The sequence below is a fragment of the Streptomyces halobius genome (assembly GCF_023277745.1).
GTDB lineage: Bacteria > Actinomycetota > Actinomycetes > Streptomycetales > Streptomycetaceae > Streptomyces > Streptomyces halobius.
Map to the genome: position 1 here is coordinate 8,648,933 of NZ_CP086322.1, position 22,760 is coordinate 8,671,692.

20 protein-coding genes are annotated in these 22,760 nt (G+C 70.3%); 9 read left to right on the forward strand and 11 right to left on the reverse strand.

From position 1 onward, the window contains the following. The first annotated feature begins 122 nt into the window (after window positions 1-122). Window positions 123-1,016: a hypothetical protein gene (locus tag K9S39_RS39315; RefSeq protein WP_248868050.1), complete on the forward strand. Its 894-nt coding sequence runs from the start codon at window positions 123-125 to the stop codon at window positions 1,014-1,016. A 393-nt stretch (window positions 1,017-1,409) separates the two neighbouring features. Here K9S39_RS39315 and K9S39_RS39320 read toward each other — a convergent pair whose 3' ends face one another. Together K9S39_RS39320 and K9S39_RS39325 are read right to left on the reverse strand one after the other, a co-directional pair. Further along, window positions 1,410-2,603 carry an LLM class flavin-dependent oxidoreductase gene (locus tag K9S39_RS39320; protein WP_248868051.1) on the reverse strand — a complete coding sequence of 398 codons (1,194 nt, stop codon included), beginning with the start codon at window positions 2,601-2,603 and terminating at the stop codon, window positions 1,410-1,412. 426 nt (window positions 2,604-3,029) lie between these two features. Next, a complete protein-coding gene (locus K9S39_RS39325; RefSeq protein WP_248868052.1) occupies window positions 3,030-3,638 on the reverse strand; it encodes a hypothetical protein in 609 nt (202 codons plus the stop codon). Window positions 3,639-4,128: 490 nt separating this feature from the next. On the opposite strand from K9S39_RS39325, the gene K9S39_RS39330 reads away from it, so the two are divergent. From K9S39_RS39330 to K9S39_RS39340, 3 genes are all read left to right on the forward strand, one after another. Continuing rightward, complete coding sequence (locus tag K9S39_RS39330; protein WP_248868053.1) at window positions 4,129-5,211, forward strand: sugar ABC transporter substrate-binding protein; 1,083 nt, start codon at window positions 4,129-4,131, stop codon at window positions 5,209-5,211. Window positions 5,212-5,547: 336 nt separating this feature from the next. Next, on the forward strand, window positions 5,548-6,633 hold the full coding sequence (locus tag K9S39_RS39335) for a sugar ABC transporter substrate-binding protein (protein ID WP_406708097.1): 1,086 nt from the start codon (window positions 5,548-5,550) through the stop codon (window positions 6,631-6,633). An 81-nt stretch (window positions 6,634-6,714) separates the two neighbouring features. Further along, window positions 6,715-7,530 carry an SDR family oxidoreductase gene (locus K9S39_RS39340; RefSeq protein WP_248868055.1) on the forward strand — a complete coding sequence of 272 codons (816 nt, stop codon included), beginning with the start codon at window positions 6,715-6,717 and terminating at the stop codon, window positions 7,528-7,530. Between the two features lie 99 nt (window positions 7,531-7,629). Here the strand turns inward: K9S39_RS39340 and K9S39_RS39345 are convergent, their stop codons facing one another. The 3 genes from K9S39_RS39345 to K9S39_RS39355 all read right to left on the reverse strand — a co-directional run bounded on the left by K9S39_RS39345 (window position 7,630) and on the right by K9S39_RS39355 (window position 9,514). After that, entirely contained in the window at window positions 7,630-8,019 is a 390-nt protein-coding gene (locus K9S39_RS39345; protein ID WP_248868056.1) for a DUF6578 domain-containing protein, read from the reverse strand. 162 nt (window positions 8,020-8,181) lie between these two features. Next, window positions 8,182-8,904 carry an HAD family hydrolase gene (locus K9S39_RS39350; protein ID WP_248868057.1) on the reverse strand — a complete coding sequence of 241 codons (723 nt, stop codon included), beginning with the start codon at window positions 8,902-8,904 and terminating at the stop codon, window positions 8,182-8,184. Window positions 8,905-9,034: 130 nt separating this feature from the next. After that, the gene (locus tag K9S39_RS39355; protein ID WP_248868058.1) at window positions 9,035-9,514 is read right to left on the reverse strand and encodes an Lrp/AsnC family transcriptional regulator; all 480 of its coding nucleotides are present in this window, start codon (window positions 9,512-9,514) and stop codon (window positions 9,035-9,037) included. A 282-nt stretch (window positions 9,515-9,796) separates the two neighbouring features. Between K9S39_RS39355 and K9S39_RS39360 the strand changes: the two genes are divergently transcribed. The 4 genes from K9S39_RS39360 to K9S39_RS39375 all read left to right on the forward strand — a co-directional run bounded on the left by K9S39_RS39360 (window position 9,797) and on the right by K9S39_RS39375 (window position 14,880). After that, window positions 9,797-10,195 carry a PepSY domain-containing protein gene (locus K9S39_RS39360; protein ID WP_248868059.1) on the forward strand — a complete coding sequence of 133 codons (399 nt, stop codon included), beginning with the start codon at window positions 9,797-9,799 and terminating at the stop codon, window positions 10,193-10,195. Window positions 10,196-10,941: 746 nt separating this feature from the next. Then, window positions 10,942-11,679: a CPBP family intramembrane glutamic endopeptidase gene (locus tag K9S39_RS39365; protein WP_248868061.1), complete on the forward strand. Its 738-nt coding sequence runs from the start codon at window positions 10,942-10,944 to the stop codon at window positions 11,677-11,679. Between the two features lie 451 nt (window positions 11,680-12,130). Then, window positions 12,131-13,639, forward strand: coding sequence for an FUSC family protein (locus K9S39_RS39370; RefSeq protein ID WP_248868063.1), 1,509 nt, complete (start codon window positions 12,131-12,133; stop codon window positions 13,637-13,639). Between the two features lie 194 nt (window positions 13,640-13,833). Beyond that, window positions 13,834-14,880 (forward strand): lactonase family protein, encoded by a 1,047-nt coding sequence (locus K9S39_RS39375; RefSeq protein WP_248868064.1) that lies wholly within the window; start codon window positions 13,834-13,836, stop codon window positions 14,878-14,880. A gap of 732 nt (window positions 14,881-15,612) precedes the next feature. Here the strand turns inward: K9S39_RS39375 and K9S39_RS39380 are convergent. The 6 genes from K9S39_RS39380 to K9S39_RS39405 form a co-directional block, all read right to left on the reverse strand. Beyond that, window positions 15,613-16,563: a sirohydrochlorin chelatase gene (locus K9S39_RS39380; protein ID WP_406708098.1), complete on the reverse strand. Its 951-nt coding sequence runs from the start codon at window positions 16,561-16,563 to the stop codon at window positions 15,613-15,615. A 93-nt stretch (window positions 16,564-16,656) separates the two neighbouring features. After that, the gene (locus K9S39_RS39385; RefSeq protein WP_406708099.1) at window positions 16,657-17,700 is read right to left on the reverse strand and encodes an N-acetylglucosamine kinase; all 1,044 of its coding nucleotides are present in this window, start codon (window positions 17,698-17,700) and stop codon (window positions 16,657-16,659) included. After that, a complete protein-coding gene (locus K9S39_RS39390; protein ID WP_248868067.1) occupies window positions 17,693-18,757 on the reverse strand; it encodes a phospholipid scramblase-related protein in 1,065 nt (354 codons plus the stop codon). The genes K9S39_RS39385 and K9S39_RS39390 overlap by 8 nt, the downstream gene beginning before the upstream one ends. 22 nt (window positions 18,758-18,779) lie before the next feature. Continuing rightward, a complete protein-coding gene (locus tag K9S39_RS39395; RefSeq protein ID WP_248868068.1) occupies window positions 18,780-19,457 on the reverse strand; it encodes a uracil-DNA glycosylase in 678 nt (225 codons plus the stop codon). Window positions 19,458-19,758: 301 nt separating this feature from the next. Further along, window positions 19,759-20,844, reverse strand: a complete 1,086-nt coding sequence (locus K9S39_RS39400; protein ID WP_248868069.1) for a WD40/YVTN/BNR-like repeat-containing protein — start codon at window positions 20,842-20,844, stop codon at window positions 19,759-19,761. Window positions 20,845-20,959: 115 nt separating this feature from the next. Next, window positions 20,960-22,063: an NADH:flavin oxidoreductase/NADH oxidase gene (locus tag K9S39_RS39405; protein ID WP_248868070.1), complete on the reverse strand. Its 1,104-nt coding sequence runs from the start codon at window positions 22,061-22,063 to the stop codon at window positions 20,960-20,962. A gap of 265 nt (window positions 22,064-22,328) precedes the next feature. Here K9S39_RS39405 and K9S39_RS39410 point away from each other — a divergent pair, with 265 nt between their 5' ends. Continuing rightward, the gene (locus K9S39_RS39410; protein WP_248868072.1) at window positions 22,329-22,715 is read left to right on the forward strand and encodes an ArsR/SmtB family transcription factor; all 387 of its coding nucleotides are present in this window, start codon (window positions 22,329-22,331) and stop codon (window positions 22,713-22,715) included. The last annotated feature ends 45 nt before the right edge of the window (window positions 22,716-22,760 follow it).

A 22,760-nucleotide genomic window follows, 5' to 3' on the forward strand; every position in this document is an offset into this window, starting at 1 on the left:
CTTGTGTCGGACGACGATTCGCTGGGCGGTATGCGTCCGAGCCTGGACGGGGACGAGGCCGTCTTGGGTTACGAGCCCAGGAGGGTCTCCCGGATCGCTGCCGGGTTCTGCACACCATCACGGTGGGAGGGAAGAGGGGCCGGTGGGACGACGTGCCGGCACGGGTCGGCAGGCGGCTGGAGGTGGCTCGGGCCGAGGAGCGCCGCCGCCAGGCTGCGGCTCAGGAGGTAGCGGACCGGGCCGCTGCCGATCGGGCCCGTGCCGAGGCTGAGGCCGCCGAACGAGCTCGCCGTGCCCGGCCGTGCGCGCAGTGCGGGGAACCCGAGACCGGCGGGCTGTGCGCGGTGTGCTGGGAGCACGGCGAGACCGAGAAGCTCGTTGGCCAGGCCGTCACCGCGGCCGCCGTTGGTCTCGGCGACCCGCACGACCCCGGCATCACCGCAGCCCTCGCCGCCGAGGCCGAGGCCACCATCCGCACCCGCATCCAGGACGCCTGCGGCCGCGTCGATACCGACGGAGCCACCGACATCACGATCGCCATCGCCGGACGACTCGCTGCCGAGTCGATCCTCAAGGACCAGCGCGCCACCGCCCTGCACGCCTTGGGCCTCACCCACCAGGCCCAGGCCGAGGCCGACCTCGCCCGACAGGCGCAGCTCCGCCGCCTGCACCCCTCGGCTGAGGCCGCCGAGGAAGCCGCCACCGAAGCCGCGGAGCAAGTTCGCTCCCGCACCGCCGAGTACCTGTTCGCCACCCGCAGCCAGGCATGGCACCCTGCCCAGCTCCCCACCCAGGCCGAGACTCCGACGCTGCAGGGGCGTGCCGCCGTCTACGAGACGGGCGCCGCCCAGGTGCGCGCCGCGACCGTCGCCCCCGTGCAGGCTAAGGGCAAGGTCGTGCCGGATGCGCGGCGCAGCCCTCGCGTCGAGCGCCTGCACCGCGTGGAGCAGGTGGAACTGCAGGCAGCGGCGGAGGCGGAGGAGACGGCCCGGCTGCGGGCGCAGATCGCCGGCTGACACGCCGTCTGACCGCCCAGCCCGGCCGTGCCTCTGGAGTGCATGACCCGGTGGGCTGGCTGCTCGGACGAGGGCTGCCCACCCTGAGCCCCTGCACCGACATGCGGTGCGACGAGGGCGTCCTCATGCATTCCGGCGGCGTCTGCGAGCGCTGCGAGGACCTGGTCATCGATCGTCGCGGCCGCCGCCGTCGTGTCGCTGCCGAGGTCCAGGCCGAGCTGCCCGACGCCACGCCCGAGCAACAACGCGAGGCATTCGAGGGCCGGCTGCGTGAGAGCCGTGCCACCGGCCGTCCGCCCCGGCCCGCAGGCCAGATCGACGTGCATATCGGCGCCTTGCAGCGGCATCCGGTCGATGCCGCGCTCCCGCAGTCAAGCGCCGGCTCCGCGACCGTCACCATTGCCGCGTACGAGAACCTCCCGGGAGCCCCGCACCCGATCGCGGCGCCACGGCGGCGGTCACGGGGGAGAACCCGGCGTCCAGCAGGCCACGGGCCGCCAGCTCCGGCCGTACGCCCTCGCCGAACCAGTACGCCTCCTCCAGGTGCGGATAGCCGGAGAGGACGAAGTGCTCGATGCCCAGGGCGTGGTACTCCTCGATCCGGTCCGCCACCTCGCCATGGCTCCCGACCAGCGCGGTGCCCGCCCCGCCGCGTACCAGCCCGACACCGGCCCACAGGTTGGGTGCGATCTCCAGCTTGTCGCGCGCACCGCCGTGCAGCGCCAGCATCCGCTGCTGGCCCACCGACTCGCTCTTGCCCAGGGCCTGTTGGGCGGCAGCGACGGTGTCCGGACCGAGGTCGTCGAGCAGTCGGCCGGCGGCCGCCCAGGCTTCCTTCGCGGAGTCCCGTGAGAGGGTGTGCAGCCGGATGCCGAAGCGGACCGTACGCCCTTCCTGCTCCGCCAGCCCGCGAATCCAGTCGATTTTCTCCTTCACCTGCGCCGGCGGCTCGCCCCACGTGAGATAGACATCCGCGTTCCGGGCCGCGACCGGCCCCGCGGCCCCCGACGAACCGCCGAAGAAGATCTGCGGCAGCGGGTCCGGCGGCAGCGCGGTCAGACCGCCCTCGACCTGGTAGTGCACGCCCTCGAAGTCGATCGGCCGGCCACTCCACACACCCCGTACGACCTGTAGGAATTCATCCGTGCGGGCATACCGCCGGTCGTGGTCGAGAGGGTCACCGAACCGCTTCTGCTCGGTCGGGTCGCCGCCGGTGACCACATTCAGCAGCAGCCGCCCGCGCGCAATGCGCTGATACGTCGCGGCCATCTGTGCGGCCAGCACCGGTGAGATCACTCCGGGCCGGAAGGCGACCAGAAACTTCAGCCGCTCGGTGACCTGGGTCAGCGCCATCGTCGTCAGCCATGCGTCCTCGCACCAGGTGCCGGTCGGTGTGAGGACCGCTTCGAACCCCAACTGCTCGGTGGCCTTTGCGATTTGGGCCAGATACTCGATGTCCGGGGCGCGTACCCCGCTGACCGGGGTGATGCGGTCGCGCCGGATACCGCCGTCGGTGTACGTGTGCCGGTCGACGAGCGTTCGCCCGTCGCCGCCGGTCGGCAGAAACCAATGCAGGTGTACGGACATGTCACACGGCCTTTCACAGGCTTGCGCGGGGGGAGGAACCGACCGGCGGTGACCGGCAACCGCGAATCAGAAACCGCAGAGAGCGAGGGGAGAGCGTGGGAGAACCGGAGATCGGGGGTGAGAGGTGGAGAGCGCGTCAGCGGCCGCGGTGACACGCGGCGGAGGTCACTCGCAGCAGGTCGATATGACCGCGCGTGGTGAGGGGAGCTGACGTAGGCATGCGGCCGAACGTAGCGGCGCGCTTCGAGACGGTCAAACGTCATCTCGGCTGATGGACCATTGTTTCGCGGGTATTGCGGGCAATGGGGCGTCGCGTGCAGCCAGCCGGTCGCCATCGCACACACGCATCCAATCCCGTCGTACACATGGCGGTGCGCCACAGCCTGGAGTCTGTGGCGCACCGGTGGTGGGGTGTTGCCTGGCGAGCTACCCCACGCGCTCGATCCGCGCATTGCGGATGAGGAACTTCCCCTCCTCGCGGACCTGCTCGAACGCCGCGTTGTTGAGCAGCACACAGCTGCCCGACGTCGAAGTGACGGACACGGTGGTGGACTTGTTGTTGTCCAGGTTGGTCACCTTCAGCTTGGTGCCGGCGGGGAACTCGCCGCTGGACGCCGCCGGTGCACCGCCTTCGCCGGAGACGGTCACCGTCGACCCCTTGCAGACCACCTCGCCCTCCGGCGCTGCTGAGCCTTGCGCCTGATCACCGCCGCCGTTGTCGTTGGCGCCGCCGGCGTCACCTGCCTGGCCGCCTTCGCCGCCTCCTCCCACGCATCCGGCCGCCTTCCGCTGGGCCTCGATCTGTTTGATCACCGCCTGACGGTTGGCGATCCGGGCGACTGACTGGGCGTCAGGGTTGGCCTGCTGCGCGGCGATGAACTTCTGGTTGTTGCTCAGTGCGGTGGCCAGTCCGTCGCACGCCGCCGACGCCTGGCTGGTGCCGGTGGTGACCATGGCGATTCCGCCGACCAGCGTGGCGGCACTGGCGAAGAGGGTGATCTTTGTGCCCTTGCCGACTCTTCTCTTCCGGGACATGTATGGCTCCTGTCCTCATGGAACCCCGGGGGCGAGGGTTCGGTTGCCGGTCAGTACGTCGAGGCCGGTCGGCCCACTCAAGCCCGCCCCGAAGTTGTCCTGGGGTGACAAGCCCAACTGAGCGGTCGTGGTCAAGAGGAGGAGACGAGAGAGGGAGTGAGGGAAGGGCACCGTCCAGAGGGAACATGAAGGACGAATGGGGACATTGGTAATCATCGTGTGCTGTACGACCAAACGCCGGAAAAGCCGAAAAGGACGCTGATCTTCGCTTCAGGGATCTGCGGGGGGTGCCGTAGCCGCCCCGTACTACTCCATCCGTCCTCCCCTCCGCCGACTTGACGCTCTATCAGGCAACCCTCCTCCCTTTACTTGGCCCATACACAACTCTCTTTTGTATCGTTGTCGCCTCGATTCTTGACCATGGCGCGGCGGTGTCGTTCACTGCAGCAGTTCCGGGCCGGTCAGGGCGGCCCCATGGGAGGTACCTGAAATGAATGCAAGACTGCGTCGCATCGTCACCAGTGCGATGGCGCTTTCGCTTGCCGTACCGTTGGCGGCCTGCGGAAAGGATCAATCCGACGCAGGCGCCAAAAAGGAGTCCATTGGCCTGCTTCTGCCGGAGAACAAAGCGGCTCGTTACGAGAAGTTCGACTACCGCATCATCTCGCGGCGGATAGCCACCCTTTGCCTCGAATGTGAATTGGACTACCGCAATGCGCAGTCGGTGGTCGAGACCCAGAAAATGCAGTTCGAGGGTTTGGTGAAGAAGGGCGTCAAGGTCATCATTCTGGATCCGGTCGACGCCCAGGCGGCCAAGAGCTGGGTGAACGCGGCCGCCAGGAAAGGCGTCAAGGTTATCGCTTACGACCGGCTCGCCGAGGGCGATGTCGCGGCATACATCTCCTACGACAACGAGAACGTCGGCCGGCTCCAGGGCCAGGGCATCGTCGCGGCACTGGGCTCCCGGGCGGCCACCGCCGACGTCGTCATGATGAACGGCTCGCCGACCGACCCGAACGCGCCGTCGTTCAAGAGGGGTGCGCACAAGGTCCTGGACCGCAAGGTCCGCAAGATCGTCTCCGAGCACGACATCCCGGACTGGTCACCGGACGAGGCCAAGAGGAAGATGACCGAGGTCATCAACGCCCTTGGCCCGGAGGGATTCGACGCCGTCTACTCGGCCAACGACGGGATGGCGGGCGGCATCGCCGAGGCGCTCGCATCGGCCGGTATCAAGAATGTGCCGCTCGGCGGCCAGGACGCCGAAGTCGCCGCACTGCAGCGCATCATCAAGGGGACGCAGTCCTTCACCATTTACAAGGAGGTCAGGCCGGAGGCCGAGACCGCCGCCGAAATCGCTTTCCGCCTGCTGCGCGGCAAGAGCATCGCATCCCTCACCTCGACGACCGTCGACAGCAAGAGCAAGTCCGGGATTCCCGCCAAGCTCTTCAACGCGAAGATCGTCACCAAGAAGAACATGAAGGACACCGTGGTGCGCGACGGCGTCGTCCGTACCGACCTGCTGTGTGTCAAGGACATCGCCGCCGCCTGCAAGTCCCTTGGTCTGGAATGATTCTTATGTGCTTATACCTCAAGGGAGGCCCGCCGCTCCGGAGCGGCGGGCCTCCCTTGAGGTATGGGCCCGTCGCCCGGGACCCGGCCCGGACCTGGGCGGTGAGCTGCCGAGCCCTTGTGGGACGGTGACCGGACGAGCGGTGCCGCTGCCGTACGGTGGCGACGAGCGCGCTCCGGTCGTCCTGGGTCCGCTCCGGCGCCCGAGTTCGAGGTGCCAACGCTCAAGTCACGTTTGTGCCGTTATTGGTTCGATTCTTGACGATGAGGGTGGCTGTGACGTTCACTTTCAGCCGTTACGGGCCGGTCAGGGCGGCCCCTTGCGGAGGTACCTGAAATGAATGCAGCACTGCGTCGTATGATCACTGGTGCAATGGCACTCTCCCTTGCCGTGCCACTGGCGGCCTGCGGAGGTGGCAACGACGATGCAGGTGCCGGTCCGGAGTCGATCGGGCTGCTCCTCCCGGAGAACAAGGCGTCGCGTTACGAGACATTCGACCGCCGCGTCATTTCCAGCCGGATCTCGACGCTCTGCCTCGAATGCAAACTGGACTACCGCAACGCCGGTTCCCAGGTCGATATCCAGAAGCGACAGTTCGATGCCCTGGTGAAGAAGGGGGTCAAGGTCATCATCCTGGACCCGGTCGACTCCGAGGCCGCGGGGCGCTGGGTGGACGCGGCCGCCAAGAAGGGCGTCAAGGTCGTCGCCTATGACCGGCTGGTCGAGGGCGATATCGCGGCGTATGTCTCCTACGACAACGAGAAGATCGGCCAGTTGCAGGGACAGGGAATTCTCGATGCCCTCGGCTCACAGGCGGCCGCCGCCGATGTCGTGATGCTGAACGGCTCGGCGACCGATCCCAATGCCCCGTCGTTCAAGAAGGGCGCCCACGCGGTCCTCGACGGCAAGGTACACAAGATCATTTACGAGCGGTCCATCCCCGAATGGTCCTCGGACGAAGCCAAGAAGCAGCTGGCCAAGGTCATCAAGGACCACGGCCCGACCGGCGTCGACGCCGTCTACTCGGCCAATGACGGAATGGCGGGCGGAGCCGCCGAGGCGCTCGCATCGGCCGGCCTCAAGAATGTGCCGCTCGGCGGCCAGGACGCCGAACTCCCCGCGCTGCAACGCCTGGTGAGCGGAACTCAGTCGTTCACGATTTACAAGCAGGTCAGGCCGGAGGCCGAGACCGCCGCCGAAATCGCCTTCCGTCTTCTGCGGGGCAAGAGCATCAAATCCCTGGCCCCGACGACCGTCGACAACAAGAGCAAGTCCGGGATCCCGGCCAAGCTCTTCGACGCGCAGATCGTCACCAAGCAGAATATGAAGGAGACCGTTATCCGCGACGGTGCCGTACCCGCCAGCTGGATCTGCACCAAGGATTTCGAGGCCGCCTGCAAGTCCCTGGGGCTACTGGACTGACCCGCGCCGTCGGGACCGAACCGGTGGCGGAGCGCAGAGGCTCCAGGGCGTACGGACCGACCAGGGAGGACATCGCACGCCATGGACACCGAGGAGCCGCAGCACACCCCGGCCGGGGCCGGGACCGCCGGAGTCGGAGCAGCGCCCGCGGCCGACAAGCCGCTGGCCGGGAGCGTGGTGCTGGTCACCGGAGCCTCCAGCGGCATCGGGGAGGCGACGGCACTGTCCCTCGCCCGGCTGGGGTGCTCCCTCGCGCTGGTCGCGCGCCGCGCAGACCGGCTGGCGCGGCTCGCCGACGCGGTCGGCGCGGAGGGCGCCCCGTCCCTCGCGCTGACCGCGGACCTGAGTGCCCCGGATCAGGCCCGTCGGACGGTCGAGGACACGGTGCGCCACTTCGGCCGGCTGGACGTGCTGGTGAACAACGCCGGATACGGAGCGCGGGGCGCGGTCGAGGAGAGCGACCCCGAGGACTGGGAGCGGATGGTCGACCTCAACCTCAAGGCCGTGCTGCATCTGTCGCACGCGGCACTTCCGCATCTGCTGCGCGCCGCGGAGGAGGGCGGACGCGGCGTCGCCGACCTCGTGAACGTCAGCTCGGTCGCGGGCCGGATCGCCCGGAAGAACAACGGCGTCTACTCGGCCACCAAGCACGCGGTGTGCGCCTTCAGTGAGTCCCTGCGCCAGGAGGTGCACGGACGAGGCGTCCGGATCGGCCTGGTCGAGCCGGGGCTGACCGCCACCGAGATGACGGCGGACGGCTACTCGGCGTTCGGCACGCCGCAGGAACGCTGGCTGCGGGCCGCGGACATCGCCCGCTCCATCAGCTTCATGATCACTCAGCCGCCCCATGTGGCGATCAACGAGATCATGGTCCGGCCGACCGCCCAAGAGCGCTGACCCGTGCCACCCCAGCGCCCGCCGGGCGACCGCCTTCGGCGCGTCCGCCGTGGTCATGCGTGGTCATGAGCGGGCCCAGCGCCGGGGACGCCCCCCAGCTCACCGATGCGCCCCGGTGAGCTCCACGAGGTAGCCGCAGAACTGCCGCTCGCCATCGTCCGGTGTCCAGCCGTCCGCCGAGGTCAGCGCGGTCAGTGTGCCCGAGCCCGGCACGGGGTGGCGCGTGGTGTCGGATCCCCCGGGGCGGGGCGCGTACCGGCAGTGCACCGCGCTGATCCCGGCGACGGTCGCCCGTGTCTCCGCCGCTTCACCGGCCCCGCCGTGATGTTCCTCGGCGCCGTCGACCCGGTCGGCGGCATCGGCGCCCACGACGTCGGCGAGCCACTCCTTGTCGGCGTCGACGAGTGTCCAGGACACCGGTGACCCGATGCTGAACGGGGTGCCGCAGCACTGCATTTGCCAGTCATCAACCCAGACGGTGAGTTCCATCCGGTCATTCTGCTCCGCCCCGGTGCCCGGGAACGCCGGCGGTACCGGGGCCCGTAGCGGCACCGGGGGCGGCGGAACACCGGGGACACCGGCCGGTCGGCCGGTCCGGCGCTGACCGGGTCCCTGCGCTTCCCGTGATCACCGGCGCCCCGCCCGTTCACCTCACCGAACCGGCCGCCCGATCCAGTCGTACGCGGCCCGCGCCGTGAACTCGCCCTGGCCGCCCCTGAACAGCAGCCCGACCTGTGCGAACGCCGGATCGTCGGCCGTCTCCGCCACGTACGGGACCGCGATGCACCGCATCGCCGCCCGATGCGCCGCCAGCGCTCCCGGCGCCGCGTCCTCCAGCACCACACAATGGGCCGGCTCGACGCCCAGCCGGCGCGCCGCCTCCAGGAACACATCCGGCTCGGGCTTACCGCGCGCCACTTCCTCGGCCGACACGATCGTGGTCAGCAGCGAGTCCAGCCCCGTACCGTCGAGCACCGCCTCGATCGCCGCCCGCGACGAGCCCGACGCCACCGCCATCGGATGCCCGGCCGCGTACAGCCGCTCCACGAAACCGCGCATCTCGGGGAAGACCTCGGTATGCGCCCGTGCCAGCTCCAGATAGGTGCGGTTCTTGACCGCCAGCAACTCCTCGACCGGCGCGTCGATGCCGAACTCCCGGGTGAGGATCTCCAGCGTTTCGCGCGTCCCGATGCCGATGAAGCGACTGTGGTGCTCCCAGCTGAAGTCCGTCACCCCGTAACCGGCCAGCAGTCGGCGCCCCGCCTCGTAGTAGTTCGGCTCGCTGTCCACCAACGTGCCGTCAAGATCGAAGATCACCGGGGCGCGTGGGGCGGACATGACGCGGGTGACCTGGGAGGCGGGGGAGGAGCTCATGCCACCCAGCATGCCAAGGCGCCCGAGCGGCAACGCGCGGCGGGGCCGCTCACCACCGCCCAACGCCACTCACCGCTGTACCGACGTGCCGTCCACACGCTCATCGCTTCTCGACGTGCCGTCCACACCCTCACCGCTGTCTCGACGTGCCGCCCACCGCCTCCACCAGCGGCAGCATCCGTTGCGGCACCCGCTCCCGCAGCGCCACCTCCGTACGCGTGCGCACCACCCCCGGCAGACTGATCAGCCGCTGGATCACGTCCTCCAGGTGCTCCGCGTCCCGCGCCACCACCCGTGTCAGCAGATCCCCGCCGCCGGTCGTCGAGAACGCCTCGATGATCTGCGGCACCTCGGACAGCGCGGCGGCCACCTCCTCCAGCCGCCCCTGCGTCACCTCGATGTGCACAAACGCCAGCACGGTATGGCCGAGGGCGGCGGGTGACAGCCGCGGGCTGTAGCCGGTGATCACCCCGTCCCGCTCCAGACGGTCCAGACGCGCCTGCACGGTGCCGCGGGCGACACCGAGGATGCGCGCGTACTCCCGCACGCTGGTGCGCGGCCGCTCCAGCAGCAGCCGGAGGATCTTCGCGTCGAGGGCGTCCACAGCCATGGTCCAACCGCCTCCTCACGGATTGCGTGCGTTCCCTGTGACTGTACCAATGGCTCAATCTTCGCAGAGATGTTGAGCCACCGGCCCGACGGATAGTCCTCTGCTCCACAGATGGCGTTGCGATGGACTGCGCCGGGCGGCAATGGAGCCGTCCCCGGACACCCGCAGCGCCTCTGTCGTGCCTGTCGAGGCGCCCACGCAGGGTCGTCAGCCGCTGCGCCCAGTCGTGAGAAGGCCGTCAGCGAGAGAGAGGACGGCCAGGCGCTGGGCATCTTCGCGTTCATGTGTGGCGGCGCTTCTCGGCACTGTGCCGACCGGCTGAGTAAGGCCGAGATCTCTCCGCAGCAGGCGGCCACGGCCGCCGACGACCGGAAGAAGGGAACCGTCACCGGCGTGAGTCTCGAAGACTCCGATGACGGCGCCACCATCTGGTCGGTAGACGTCGTCACCACGAACGACTGGTACAAGACCACGTTCGACGTCGACGCCGCCAACGGCAAGGCCCTGCGGCAGAAGGTCGACCGGGACCTCTCCGTATCGGGGGTCGTGTTTCCTCCATGGCACGATCGGGCGGTCATCGCATCCCAGCGTCGGCAGCCGGCAATCAAGCTGCTGACGACGTTCGGGGCTTCGTGCAGCGAGTCGGGAAACGCCTTGGCTGAATGGCGAAAGCAGCCCTGAGCCCGACCCGTGTGTGGTGATCACGGGCGTCTGCTCAGCGACCGAGGCCGTTGCGGAGTTCCTTTCTGTTCAGGTGGGACAAGGGGCCCGACCGGCATGCCGCGGGAGCGCCGGCAGGTGCCAACCCGTGCGTGTGCCCCGTCGGGCAGCGTCTACCCGCGCTGGTCGAAGAACCTGTGTCAGGTCCGGGTTGGCCGCCCGCGCGGCATCGAGGTCCGACGGGGTGGGGCCTCCTGCAGCGCGCCGGTCAGCTGGAATTCTGCTGCCCCGGCCTGGTGGCCTTTCGCTTGAGCTCGTCGTTGTCGGCCGGGGCGCCCAGCCCCGACTCCTGCCATGCTTGAGCACGCAGAGCTTGAGCACGCAGAGTCTGTGACAGCCACGTCACCAGTCGCTGGACGCGGGTGGCCAGAGGGTATTGCGGGCCTGGTCATCGACGAGGTTCGCCACGTACTCCCGCACCCTCCGCAGATCCGTCCGCGAGAACCCCCGCCACCCGCGCGAAGACCGTCTCCAACCCAGCCCACAGGCCGACATCGCCCGTCCCCACCATGCCCAGAACCACGGAACCGCCCGGCTCGCGCACGATTCTCGCTGAAGTATGAGTGCGGTGCGACCAGGCTGACATACCGTTCGTGACCGTACGGCCCATACCGTTTGTGACCGTATGGCCGGGATTTCCGGTCGTGGGATGCAACTGGGCGCGTTGCGGGCCCCTAGTCTCCAGGGTCGGCGATCCTGGTGCGACCATGCCGATGCTGCTCCTCGCCGTCGTGGTGCTCGCGGCCGCGAACGCGCTCAATAACCTGCTCCCGCCCGCCGCGTACGTCCCGGTGTGCGCCACCGCCGCCGCGCTGCTCGTGCTGATCGCCCGCCGGGCCGGACTCACCTGGGGCGAGCTGGGGCTCGGCAGGGCCTCCGCCCGCCGCGGACTGCGCTGGGGACTGGTCCTGGCCGGAGCCGTGACGGTGGTGTATCTGATCGGCCTCGCCGTGCCGTTCACCCGGGAGGTCTTCCAGGACGAGCGTGTGGCGGGACTGTCCGGAGGAGAGGTCGTGTACCGGGTACTGGTACGCGTACCGCTCGGCACGGCGCTGCTCGAAGAGATGGCCTTCCGCGGTGTCCTGTGGGCCTTGGTGACACGACGGTGGGGTCCGGCATGGGCCACCGCCGTCTCCTCGGCGCTCTTCGGTCTCTGGCACATCCAGCCGTCACGTGGCCTCACCCACGCCAACGCGGCGGCCGCGGCGGTCTTCGGCCCCGGTGCGACCGGCGTCGCCCTCTCCGTGACGGCGGCCGTCGCCGGCACCGCCCTCGCCGGCGTCCTGCTGTGCGAGCTCCGTCGCCGCTCCGGCAGCCTGATCCCGCCCATGGCCCTGCACTGCGCCCTCAACAGCGCGGGCTATGCGCTTGCCTGGGCGGTGAGCCGCGGCGGGGACCATGGGGGATTCGCCACCTTGAAGTTGCAGGTTGCGGGCCTGGTGTGAGCGGCAAGTGGGACACTCGATCCAGCCGGTTGACAGGTCCCGTGATCGCGCCTGGACAACGCCCCTGATCCGTGTAACGGGGGCTCCCACGGTCCTCCGCCTCGGCTTTGGGCCGAATCCACTCGGTGCCAGGCAGCAGCCGCTCATCACAAAGCGCGCGCGTGACATAGCCGTGTGTCACGACCTCTTGTCCTCCGGTGGCGCGCTGTACCCGCAGCGCACTCCCCGCCGGTAGCCGGACCCGGCCCGGAGTCGAGTGGGAGCTTGGTCCACCTTGGTGGACCGTTGGTCTCCTTACGGTGTGCCAGGTGCAAACGAGGCTGTGCCAATGGCTCAACAAGTTCGGCTTCTGTTGAGCCAGCAGCGCCCTGGATGCTGTGATGTACCCGTCGATGGCGCTGCGGATTCCGTGGCGCCTTTTTCATGCTGGAACGCAAAGGGGCGGGAATCTGTGCTGAAGAGGGTGTTCGTGGCTCCAGATGCCGGGCGACTGCGGCTGCGCGGTGCCGTTCGGGCCGTCCTCGGCGTCGGCCTGGCGGTGGCAGTCTGTGGCCTTGCCGGGCATTCGCTCGTCGCGGCTATCACCGGTGGACTCGCCGCACTCCTCGCCCTCTTCACTGTCACCGACCCGACGGTCCGTGGGCAGGTGATCAGCACCGTGCTGCTGCCCACGATCGGATTCCCGGTGCTCGCCCTCGCGGCGGTGTTGCACGACGTACCCGGGGCGCGGGACGTGGCGTTCATCGCCATTGTGGGGGCAGGCGTGTACGCGCGCCGCTGGGGCCCGCGCGGTCACGCACTCGGTGTATTCGCGTTTATGACCTTCTTCGCCACGCAATTCCTGCACACGGTGCCGGCCCAGCTGCCCGAGCTGTACACCGCCATGCTCCTGTCCTTGCTCGCCTCCTCCGCCGTGCGCTTCGGCCTCTGGTGCTACGAGCGGCGGCTGCCCCCGGCCGTGGTGCCCACCCCGCCGGGCGGCACGGGCCTTGCCCGTGCGACCACCCGCCAGGCCGTCCAGGCGATGGCCGGCGGTGCCTTCGCCCTGCTGGCGGGGCAGCTGCTGTCCGAGCAGCGCTGGTACTGGGCCGTGGGCGCCACGTGGTGGGTCTTCGTGAACACGGCCTCGCGAGGCGAGACCCTCGTGCGCAGCTTCCGCCGGGTCCTCGGGACGGTGATCGGGATCGCAGTCGGAATGGTTGTTGCTGTCCCGCTGCAAGGAGCGGCGCTGCCCAGTGCAGTCCTCGTCGCGGTGTGTGTCTTCGGGATCTTCTACACGGCCGCGGTCTCGTACACCTGGATGATGCTCTCGGTGACGGTGATGGCGGGGCTGCTCTACGGGCTTCTGGGGGTGCTCGACCCCGGTCTGCTGGCTCTGCGTGTGGCAGAGACCGGTGTCGGGGTGCTCGGCGCCGTGCTGGCGGTCCTCTTCGTACTGCCCATCACCACCCACGCCACCACCGACGCCTGGATCGAGCGCGCCTTGCGTTGCGTGCACGCATGCACTGCCGAGGCCGCCGCGCGCCTCGCGGGTGATCAGGCCGCGGACCCCGCTCCACGTGTCGCTGAACTGGAGCTGTTGCTCGGGCGGGTGCGGCTTTCTCTCGCCCCGCTGGTGCATCCACTGAGCCCGATGCGCGCTCGTAAGGAAAGGGCTCGTCGCGTTCTCGCGCTGCTCGACGACTGCGCCCGCGAGGTTCGCGGACTGGCCTCCGTCGCTGCAGACCCGGAAGCCTCTCACGACGCCCGCCTGGCTGCCGCCTGCTGGCGTGTGGAGGCTGCGGTGGAAGGGCTTACGACGGCGGAGAAAGCGTGCGCGCCGTCGGTGGAATCCGCTGCTCTCGTGGCAGGTGCTGCGGCAGAACCAGCGCTCGCCCACTTGCACGGTCTGGAACGGGCCCTCGCCGAACTCGCTGTACCACTGAGAGGCTCCACCCGTGCGCCCTTGATTGGCGCTTGAGTTGCCAGTGTCTCGTGGCTGGTGTCGGCGCTCCGGGACGGTACGCGCTTACGTCCATGGATCTGGCTATGGATCCGGTTGTTGACTCGGTACACAGCATCAGCGGCATTTTTCTGCGCAGCGCTGCCGACTTCATCGTCGGCTGTTAGCGTCGGCCGAGCACCTCAACGGGCAGGCGGGTGAAGGGCGGACCAGTGGCCACGACGGACACCCTGCGGGCGTACATCGGATCGTTCACCACGGCCGGCGGCCTCGGCATCACCACCGCGGCCGTTGACCCTGGGACCGGCGCACTCACCCCGCGGCACGCCACCGCCGCCGTCCCCAACCCCTCCTACCTCGCCACGAGCCCGGACGGCCACCTCCTCTACGCGGTCAGCGAGACCCCGGACGGCGCGGCCGCCGCCTTCACCCTCACCCCGGAGGGGCCCCGACTTCTCGCCCCCGCGGTCCCCGTAGGCGGCGCCGATCCCACCCACCTCACGCTCACCGGCGGCCACCTCATCACCGCCAACTACAGCTCCGGCAGCGTCAGTACGCTCCCGGTACGGGCCGACGGCACGCTCGGCGGGCCGGCCATCGTGCTCCCGCACCGCGGCGGCGGCCCGCAGACCGGCCGTCAGGAGGGCCCGCACGCACACGCCGTGCTGCCCGATCCCGCCGGCCGGCTGCTGCTCAGCGTCGACCTCGGCACGGACTCGGTGCGCGTCTGCGCCCTCGACGCGGCCACCGGCGCGCTGACCGTACGCGACGAGGTCCCGCTGCGGCCCGGCAGCGGACCGCGCCATCTCGCCTTCCACCCGCGCGGTGACCGCGCCTACGTCGTCAACGAACTCGATCCGACGGTCACGGTCTGCCGCTGGGATGCCGACCAGGGCACGCTCACGCCACTGGGGGAGACCCGTCTGCTCCCCGACGGTGTCCCGTCGGCCGGTACCTTTCCCTCCGAACTCGTCATCTCTCCAAAAGGTCGGTTCGCCTGGGCCGCCAATCGGGGCCACGACAGCATCTCCGTGCTGTCCCTCGCCGCGCCGGACGTCCCCGCGACCCTCGTCACGACCGTCTCCTGCGGCGGCCACTGGCCTCGCGACCTGGCACTCCACCCGGACGGCAGGTATCTCTACGCCGCCAATGAACGCTCCGGCGACGTCACCTGGTTCACCGTCGACCCGGACACGGGTATCCCGGCCCGGACCGGCTCCATCGAGGCACCGGCCGCCTCCTGCGTGGTGTTCGCCTGACCTCGCCTGACCACGTCGGTCCGGCCCCGGGCGCTCACCCCTGCGGGAAACCGCCCGCCGAAGTACCCCTCGATCCCGGTGACCCGGCCGTCCCCTACGCAGAACGCGCCCTTGTCGATGTGGTCGTCCTGTGGACTGGTGAAGACGAAGTCCTCGGCGAGCAGCCGGCCCCTGGCCGCGCGGTCCTGCGCGAGACAGCTCGCGAAACAGGCGCGGACGGCGTCCGTGTCCGAGGTGTCCGAGGCACCCCACTGGAAACTCGACTGAGAGCCCGGCCGCGAGTCCGACTCGGAGCCCGGCCGCGAGTCCGACTCCGGACTCGGATCAGTACCCGGCATGGAACTCCTCCCGTAGGCGGCCTCCTCGCGGCCCGAGGAGCCTGCGGTCAACACCGGACCCGCACGAACGTAGACCGTGACCGCCGCCCCACCCGTCGGCCGACACGAGAGACGTACGGCAAAGCCGATGACAGGGGCGCTCGCGGACGCATGGAGGGCCGGGCACGCCCGCACCTTCCCCGCCACCGCTCCAGGCCGCAGAAGGGCGTCTGCGCTGATCACGCGATATGCATCACGCGACACCCATCACCCGACACGCATTCACCCGACACTCGTCACGCATCACACCTCACGCGATACCTACCGGCCCGGCCCGCCCCGCCCGGACAGCGCGAAGGGCCACCCCACACGCTCTGTGCGGAGCGGCCCTTCGGAGGTCCGCCGACGGAGTGCCCTACCGGACCGGCGCGCCCTGCTGCAGGGTGATACCCACCGCGGCCGCGTAGTTCGACAGCACCAGCCGACCCACCGCGCCGTACGCGCCGAGCGCCTCCGCCGACGCGCAGCCCGCCTCCGCCGCGGCCGCCCCCACAAGGCCATCGGCGATCTCCGGGCCGATCAGACACGGGGCCAGCGCCAGCTGCTGCGAGCCGGAGCCGCGCAGCTGCTCGGCGGTGCGGGAGATCGCGCCCTCCTCGTCCAGCGCGGCGGCCAGCACCGGCACCGCCAGCCGTGCCGAGAGCAGCATGCCGGTGATCCCGGCGGCCTGCACGGCCTCGTCGCCGCCCACGGTGGCGAGGATGATGCCGTCCGCGGCGGTGGCGACGGTGAACAGCCGCGCCCGGTCGGCGCGCGCCAGACCGGCCTCGGACAGCCGGACGTGCAGGGCCTCCGCGAGCAGCGGGTGCGGGCCGAGCACATCGGTCAGCTCGGCGCCGGAGCCGCTGTTCATGATGGCCTGGCGTATCCGGCGCTGCAGCGCGCTGTCCGGGCCGGCCAGCAGCGGGACGACGACTGCGGCGGGACCGGCCTCCGGGGACTGACCGTCGGCGCCTTCCCGGGCCGTCTGCTCGGCGGCGGCCTGCGCCAGCACGGCCTCCAGGGACGGAAACTCGTCGTCACCGCCGTCGACGTAGCCGATCCGGGCGTCGAGGCCCGGCAGCTCGGAGCGGGCGATGCTGGAGACCTCCTCCGCCAGGCTGCGGGAGGCGGGGGCGGGGGTGCCGGGCACGGCGAGCACCAGGGCGGGTGCGCCCTCGGGGGCGGCGAGCGGTTCCGGCTTGCGGTGGCGGCCGGACTTTCGCGCGCGCGGCATACGTACAGGCAGGCCGGGTGCGGCTCCAGGGCTCGGGGTTGCGGCGTCAACATGGGGCGAGCCAGGTGCGGGCCCAGTGGGGGAACTCATGGCGCCGCATGCTAATGCCTCGGACCACCCCGGCGCCGAGGGAGGGCTCGGTCGAGAGGTATCCGTCCCGATTTATCCCGCGCGTCTCGCCGGCTAACCCCTTACATGCCGCGTGATCTGCAACAACTTCGGATCGGTGGGCAAAACCAGGCGGTTTCCGGCGAGCGCCGCGGCGATGGTGACAGCCCCGTCGAGGGGGCTTCCCGCGGCCTCGGTCAGGAGAGCGTCCGGCAGCCGATCGGCAAGCGCTTCGCGCAGCGGAGCCAGCAGCGGTTCGCCGATACGGAACAGGCCGCCGGTGTACGCCACCGCGCCGCGGGATCCCGGAGGGCAGACCGCTGCGGCGGCGTCGGCGATGTGGCGCGCGGCATCGCACAGGATGCCCGCGGCCACCGGGTCCTCGGAGGCGCACCGTGCGACTTCCGGGGCGAACGAGGCCAGTGCGGCGGGCCGGTCGGGCCTCGGATAGAGCGCCCCGGGCAGCTCGGTGACCGGCCCGAACATCGCTTCCGCGCGGGCCAGTAGGGCGGCCGAACCGCCCCGCCGTCCGTCGTACGCGCGCATCGCGGCCTCCAGCCCGGCGCGGCCGATCCAGGCGCCGCTGCCGCAGTCGCCCAGCAGATGGCCCCAGCCGTCCGCGCGGCGCCAGCCGGCCGCCGGGGTCAGGTCCGTGCCCAGGGCGATCATTCCGGTGCCCGCGGCGACGACGGCACCGGGCCGCTGGTCCAGGGCCCCGGCGTACGCGGTGACGGCATCCGCGGCCAGGGCGAGGTGCCGGACCCCGAACGCGGTGGCCAGCGCGGCGGGTAACCGGGCGCGCAGATCGTCTCCCAGGCTGCCCATCCCGGCGGCGCCCACACAGCAGGCGGCGAATTCGTCCGCGCCGGTCTCGTGCCGCAACTCATCGGCGGCAGGCAGGAGTTGGGACAGTAGATGCGCCGCGTCGATACCCGCCGGGCCGGTGTGTACCGGCTCGTCAGAGGCGTACGTGACCGACGGGCCGACCCCGTGGCCGTCCGCGCGGGCGACGGCGATCCGCAGCCCGGAGCCGCCGGAGTCCACACCGAGGACATGGCTGCCGCGTCCCACGGGGGCGCCGGCGGCCCGGTCCGCTGGGGTGACCGGCGGCTCACCCAAGGCCGCGGGCGTCCTGCTTGAGGGCGGTGTCGACGGTCAGCGCCGTGGCGACCACCAGGCTCAGCAGCGGGTCGGGCAACTGGCGGTGGACCTGCAGCACATAGTTGTCCGCGGTGGTGAACATCGTCTTGGCGAGGCCCTCCCAGGTCTTGGTGATCCGGGCGACCTCGGTGTCGGTGTGGTCCACGATCGCGAAGTTCCACGCGCGCCAGTTCTCGGCCTTGATGGCGCCGACCTGCTGGCCGCTGACCATCATCGCGAAATTGATCTTCCCGATGGCGTTCAGCTGCACGATCTCGCCGACCTGCTGGCCGTCCGGACGCTCCACCAGCACCTTGGACTTGATGAGCTTCGCGGGCCGGGTCAGCAACAGCTGCGTCTGGCCGTGCGCGTCCCGGATCTCCAGCTTGTGGGTCATGTACTGATCCAGGCTGGAGACGACGCGCAACACCTTCTTCGCGGTGCTCTGGCCGACCTGCACCACCGCGCCGAGGGTGTTTCCGTGCTGGTCGAAAACGGAGTACTCGTTGGTGACCTCGATGAGCTTGGCCTTCTGGTTCACGACCAGGACCGGCTCGGTGAACAGGGTGCCGCCGCCCGGCCCGGTGGGCGCCACCCCGGCCTGCTGCTGGACCTGCTGCTGGATGCCCGCCGGGTTGCCGCCCGGCTGCCCCGGCACCTGCTGCTGGGGGTACGGCTGCGGCATTGGCTGGCCGGGCGTCTGCTGCTGGGGGGAGCCGTAGCCCTGCCGGCCCTGCTCCTGCTGGCCGTACGGCGCGCCGCCCTGCTGCTGCCCCTGCGGCGGGAACTGAGGCGCCTGCTGCGAGGGCGTCTGCTGCTGGAGAGTTTGCTGAGGAGCTTGCAGCGGGGTCTGCTGCTGTGGCGCCTCGTGTGCGGGGTGTTTGGCCATCTGGGGCGCCCGGCTCTGCGCCGGCGCCGACGACTGCTGGCCCGGGTGGGTGTGCGCGGTCCACTGGGAGCCGTCCCACCAACGCAGTTGGTGGGGGGTGCCCTGCGGGTCGGCGTACCAGCCCGCAGGGATGTTCGCATTGGTCATGCGGGCACACTATCGCCCGGCGTCAGGGCAGCCGCCAGTCCACAGGCTGTGCCCCCTGCCGCACCAGCAGCTCGTTCGTCCGGCTGAACGGCCGCGAGCCGAAGAACCCACGATCCGCGGACATGGGGGAGGGGTGCGCCGATTCGACGGCCGGAAGATCACTCAGCAACGGCCGCAGATTGCGCGCATCACGCCCCCACAGCACCGACACCAGCGGACGGTCACGTGCCACCAGCGCGCGGATGGCCTGCTCGGTCACCTCCTCCCAGCCCTTGCCGCGGTGCGCCGCCGGCTTGCGGGGTGCCGTCGTCAGCGCCCTGTTCAGCAGCAGTACACCCTGCCGCGTCCACGGCGTGAGGTCGCCGTTGGACGGCCGGGGCATCCCGAGATCGGAGTGCAGCTCGCGGTAGATGTTCTCCAGGCTCCCGGGCAGCGGACGCACATCCGGCGCCACGGAGAAGCTCAGTCCGACCGCGTGCCCCGGTGTGGGGTAGGGATCCTGTCCGACGATGAGCACCCGCACCTCATCGAAGGGCTGTTGGAAGGCGCGCAGAACGTTGTTGCCGGCCGGCAGATACGTACGCCCCGCGGCGATCTCCGCCCGCAGGAAGTCGCCCATCGCGGCGATCCGTCCGGCGACGGGCTCAAGTGCCTTGGCCCAGCCCGGTTCGACGATGTCTTGAAGAGGTCGTGCAGCCACAGGATCACCCTACTGGCCGACGGCCGATCCTTTTAATCGATGGCCTGCGATTCTCCTTCCCACGCATCCGGTCATCCGTATCCGGTCATCCTGACGTTGCTCACCTTGCCTACATTGCTCGTGTTGCTCACGTTGCGCCGACGGGGACCGCGTCGGTGATTCCGGTGGGATACCGACCCAGTCCCGGACGGAGCCCCCCGGCACGCGTACCCCGGTAGCCCTCCGACGGAGATCGCAAGGAGCCCCAACCGCGGGGACATGCAGGCGTGTTGTCCGTCCGCCACCGCGCACCCGCGCCCCCTCACCCCACGGCGGCCGCCCGTACGCACAGCACGTCCGGCAGATGGGAGGCGAGCTGCCGCCAGCTGTCGCCGTCGTCCGCGCTGGCGTACAGCTCGCCGTTGCGGTTGCCGAAATACACCCCCGCGGGGTCGGCGTCGTCGACGCACAGTGCGTCACGGAGCACCGTGCCGTAATGGTCTTCCTGGGGCAGTCCGGCGGTCAGCGCCTCCCAGCTCCCGCCCGCGTCGGCCGTGCGGTAGACCCGACAGCGGTGGTCGGCCGGCACCCGGTCGATATCGGCGGTGATGGGGAAGACATAGGCGACATCTCCCCTGCTGGGGTGGGCGGCCGCGGCGAAGCCGAAGTCCGAGGGCAGCCCGCCGCCGATGTCCGCCCATCGGGCGCCCGCGTCATCGCTGCGGTAGACGCCCCAGTGGTTCTGCAGATACAGCCGGTCGCGGTGCACCGGGTCCTGGGCGATCTTGTGGACACATTGGCCGAATTCGGGCTGCTGGTCCGGGAGGAACACCGCCTTCACTCCGGTGTTCGACGGCATCCAGCTGGCGCCGCCGTCGAGGGTGCGGAAGACCCCGGCGGCCGAGACCGCGACGGTCACCGCATCGGCGTCCCGTGGGTCGGTGATCACCGTGTGGACGGCCAGCCCGCCGCCGCCCGGCACCCATTTCTCCCGCGTGGGATGGTCCCAGAGCGGCCGCACCAGCTCGAACGTCTCGCCGTTGTCCTCGGACCGGAACAGCCCGCCCGGCTCGGTGCCCGCGTACACCACGTCGGGGGCGGCCGGGCCCGCCGGATGCAGCTGCCAGACCCGCTCCAGCGAAGTCCCGGTGTACGACGGGTACTTGACCGCGGGCCGGGCCGGCTCGTGCCAGGTTTCGCCCAGGTCGTCGGAGTGGAAAACCGACGGTCCCCAATGCGAGCTGTCCGCTCCGGCCAGCAGCCGGGGCGTGGCGCGACGGGTGTCGATCCCGAGGGAGTACACCGCCTGCGCGGGGAAATGGGGCCCGCTCAACGCCCACTCACCATGCCGCCTTCGGCCGATGAAGAGCCCTTTGCGCGTGCCCACCGCGAGTAGTACGTCTGTCATGCCGAACACCTCCGGGACGCCGTTGTCTCAGGTAGTGGCAAGTCTGCACCCGACCACTGACAACGGCGTTCCCGTGCGGTATCCGCGCAGGTCAGAGGGGAGAAGAGCGGAGCTGTCAGAGGGCTCGGTGGTACGGCCGCGGGACGTGGACGTCGGCGCCCAGTTCGCGGGCCGCCTGCTGGGCGAAGCCGGGCGACCGGAGCAGTTCCCGGCCGAGCAGCACGGCGTCGGCCTGGCCGTCCGCGATGATCTTCTCGGCCTGCCGCGCCTCGGTGATCAGACCGACGGCACCCACCGGCAGACCGGTCTCCTTCCGGACCCGCTCGGCGAACGGCACCTGGAAGCCGGGCGCCGCCTCGATCTTCGCGTCCGGCGCGTTGCCGCCCGTGGAGGTGTCCAGCAGATCGATGCCATGTGCCCGCAGGTCACCGGCGAACCGGACGGTGTCGTCGGCCGTCCAGCCCTCGCGCTCGTCGTCCGTGTCCTCGCTCAGCCAGTCCGTCGCCGAGATCCGGAAGAAGACCGGCAGGTGGTCCGGCCACACCTCCCGTACGGCGGCCACCACCTCCAGCGGGAAGCGGGTCCGGTTCTCGTACGAGCCGCCGTACGCGTCGGTGCGCAGGTTGGTGAAGGGGGAGAGGAACTCGTGGATCAGGTAGCCGTGCGCACCGTGGATCTCGGCCACCTCGAAGCCGGCGGCCAGCGCCCTGCGGGCGGTCGCCGCGAACTGCTCGACGAGCTCACCGATCTGCGCCGTGGTCAGCTCCGCGGGCGTCGCGGAGCGCTCGTCGAACGGCACCGGGCTCGGACCGACCGGCGCCCACCCGTAGCCCTCGCCGGGCCGGATCGGGGCGCCGCGGTCCACCCATGTCCGCTCGGTGGACGCCTTCCGCCCGGCGTGCGCGATCTGGATGCCGGGCACCGACCCCTGCGAGGTGAGGAAGCCGGTGATACGTCGGAACGCCTCGGTCTGGGTGTCGTTCCACAGCCCGAGGTCGTAGGGGCTGATGCGTCCTTCGGGGCTCACGGCGGTCGCCTCGGTGAGGATGAGGCCCGTGCCGCCCGCCGCCCGGGCCGCCAGATGCTGGAAGTGCCAGTCGCCGGGCGCGCCCTCCCCCGGGCCCTCCGGCGCCGCCGAATACTGGCACATCGGCGCCATCCAGAGGCGGTTCGGAATGGTCAGCGAGCGAAGGTTGATCGGCTCGAACAGTGCGCTCACGGCAGGCTCCTGTACCTGAAGGTGTTCGGGCCCGGACGGGCCCGGCGGGTCATACGATAAGCATCGTATTACGGTGGCTGTCAAACTACGATGTCTTTCGTACAAGCGGGGGAGGGTGTGGTCGCGCACAGGAGCAATGCTCTCGGAGGTCGTCCGAACTACGATGCTTTCCGTACGATGGCCGTCCGGTGAGCTCTCCCGCACTCCGCCGCGAGCGCCCGAATCCCCGCCCGGAACGTGACCGGGCCGCACGTCAGGAGCCGTCATGCCGACCGATACGACGTCCACGAATGCGACGTCCACGGGTGCCCCGTCCGGCTCCCGGTCGCTGGAGCACCCGGCCCGCGAGGACATCCGGCTCGCGGATGTCCTGCATGCGCTCGCCGACCCGATGCGCCTGCGGATCGTCCGGGCGCTGGCCGCCGCCGACGGGGAGCTGAACTGCGCGGACATCGAACTGCCGGTCAGCAAGTCGACCTGCACCCACCACTTCCGGGTGCTGCGTGAGTACGGCGTCATCCAGCAGATCTACCGGGGCACGGCCAAGATGAACGGGCTGCGCCGGGCCGACCTGGACGCGCTCTTCCCCGGCCTGATCGACGGCGTCCTCCGGGCCGCGGACCTTCAGGCCCGCCGTCTCGGCGACGTGTGAGCCCCGGGGCGCCTGCGCCTCCGCCCGGCTCAGCCCGCCGCTCTC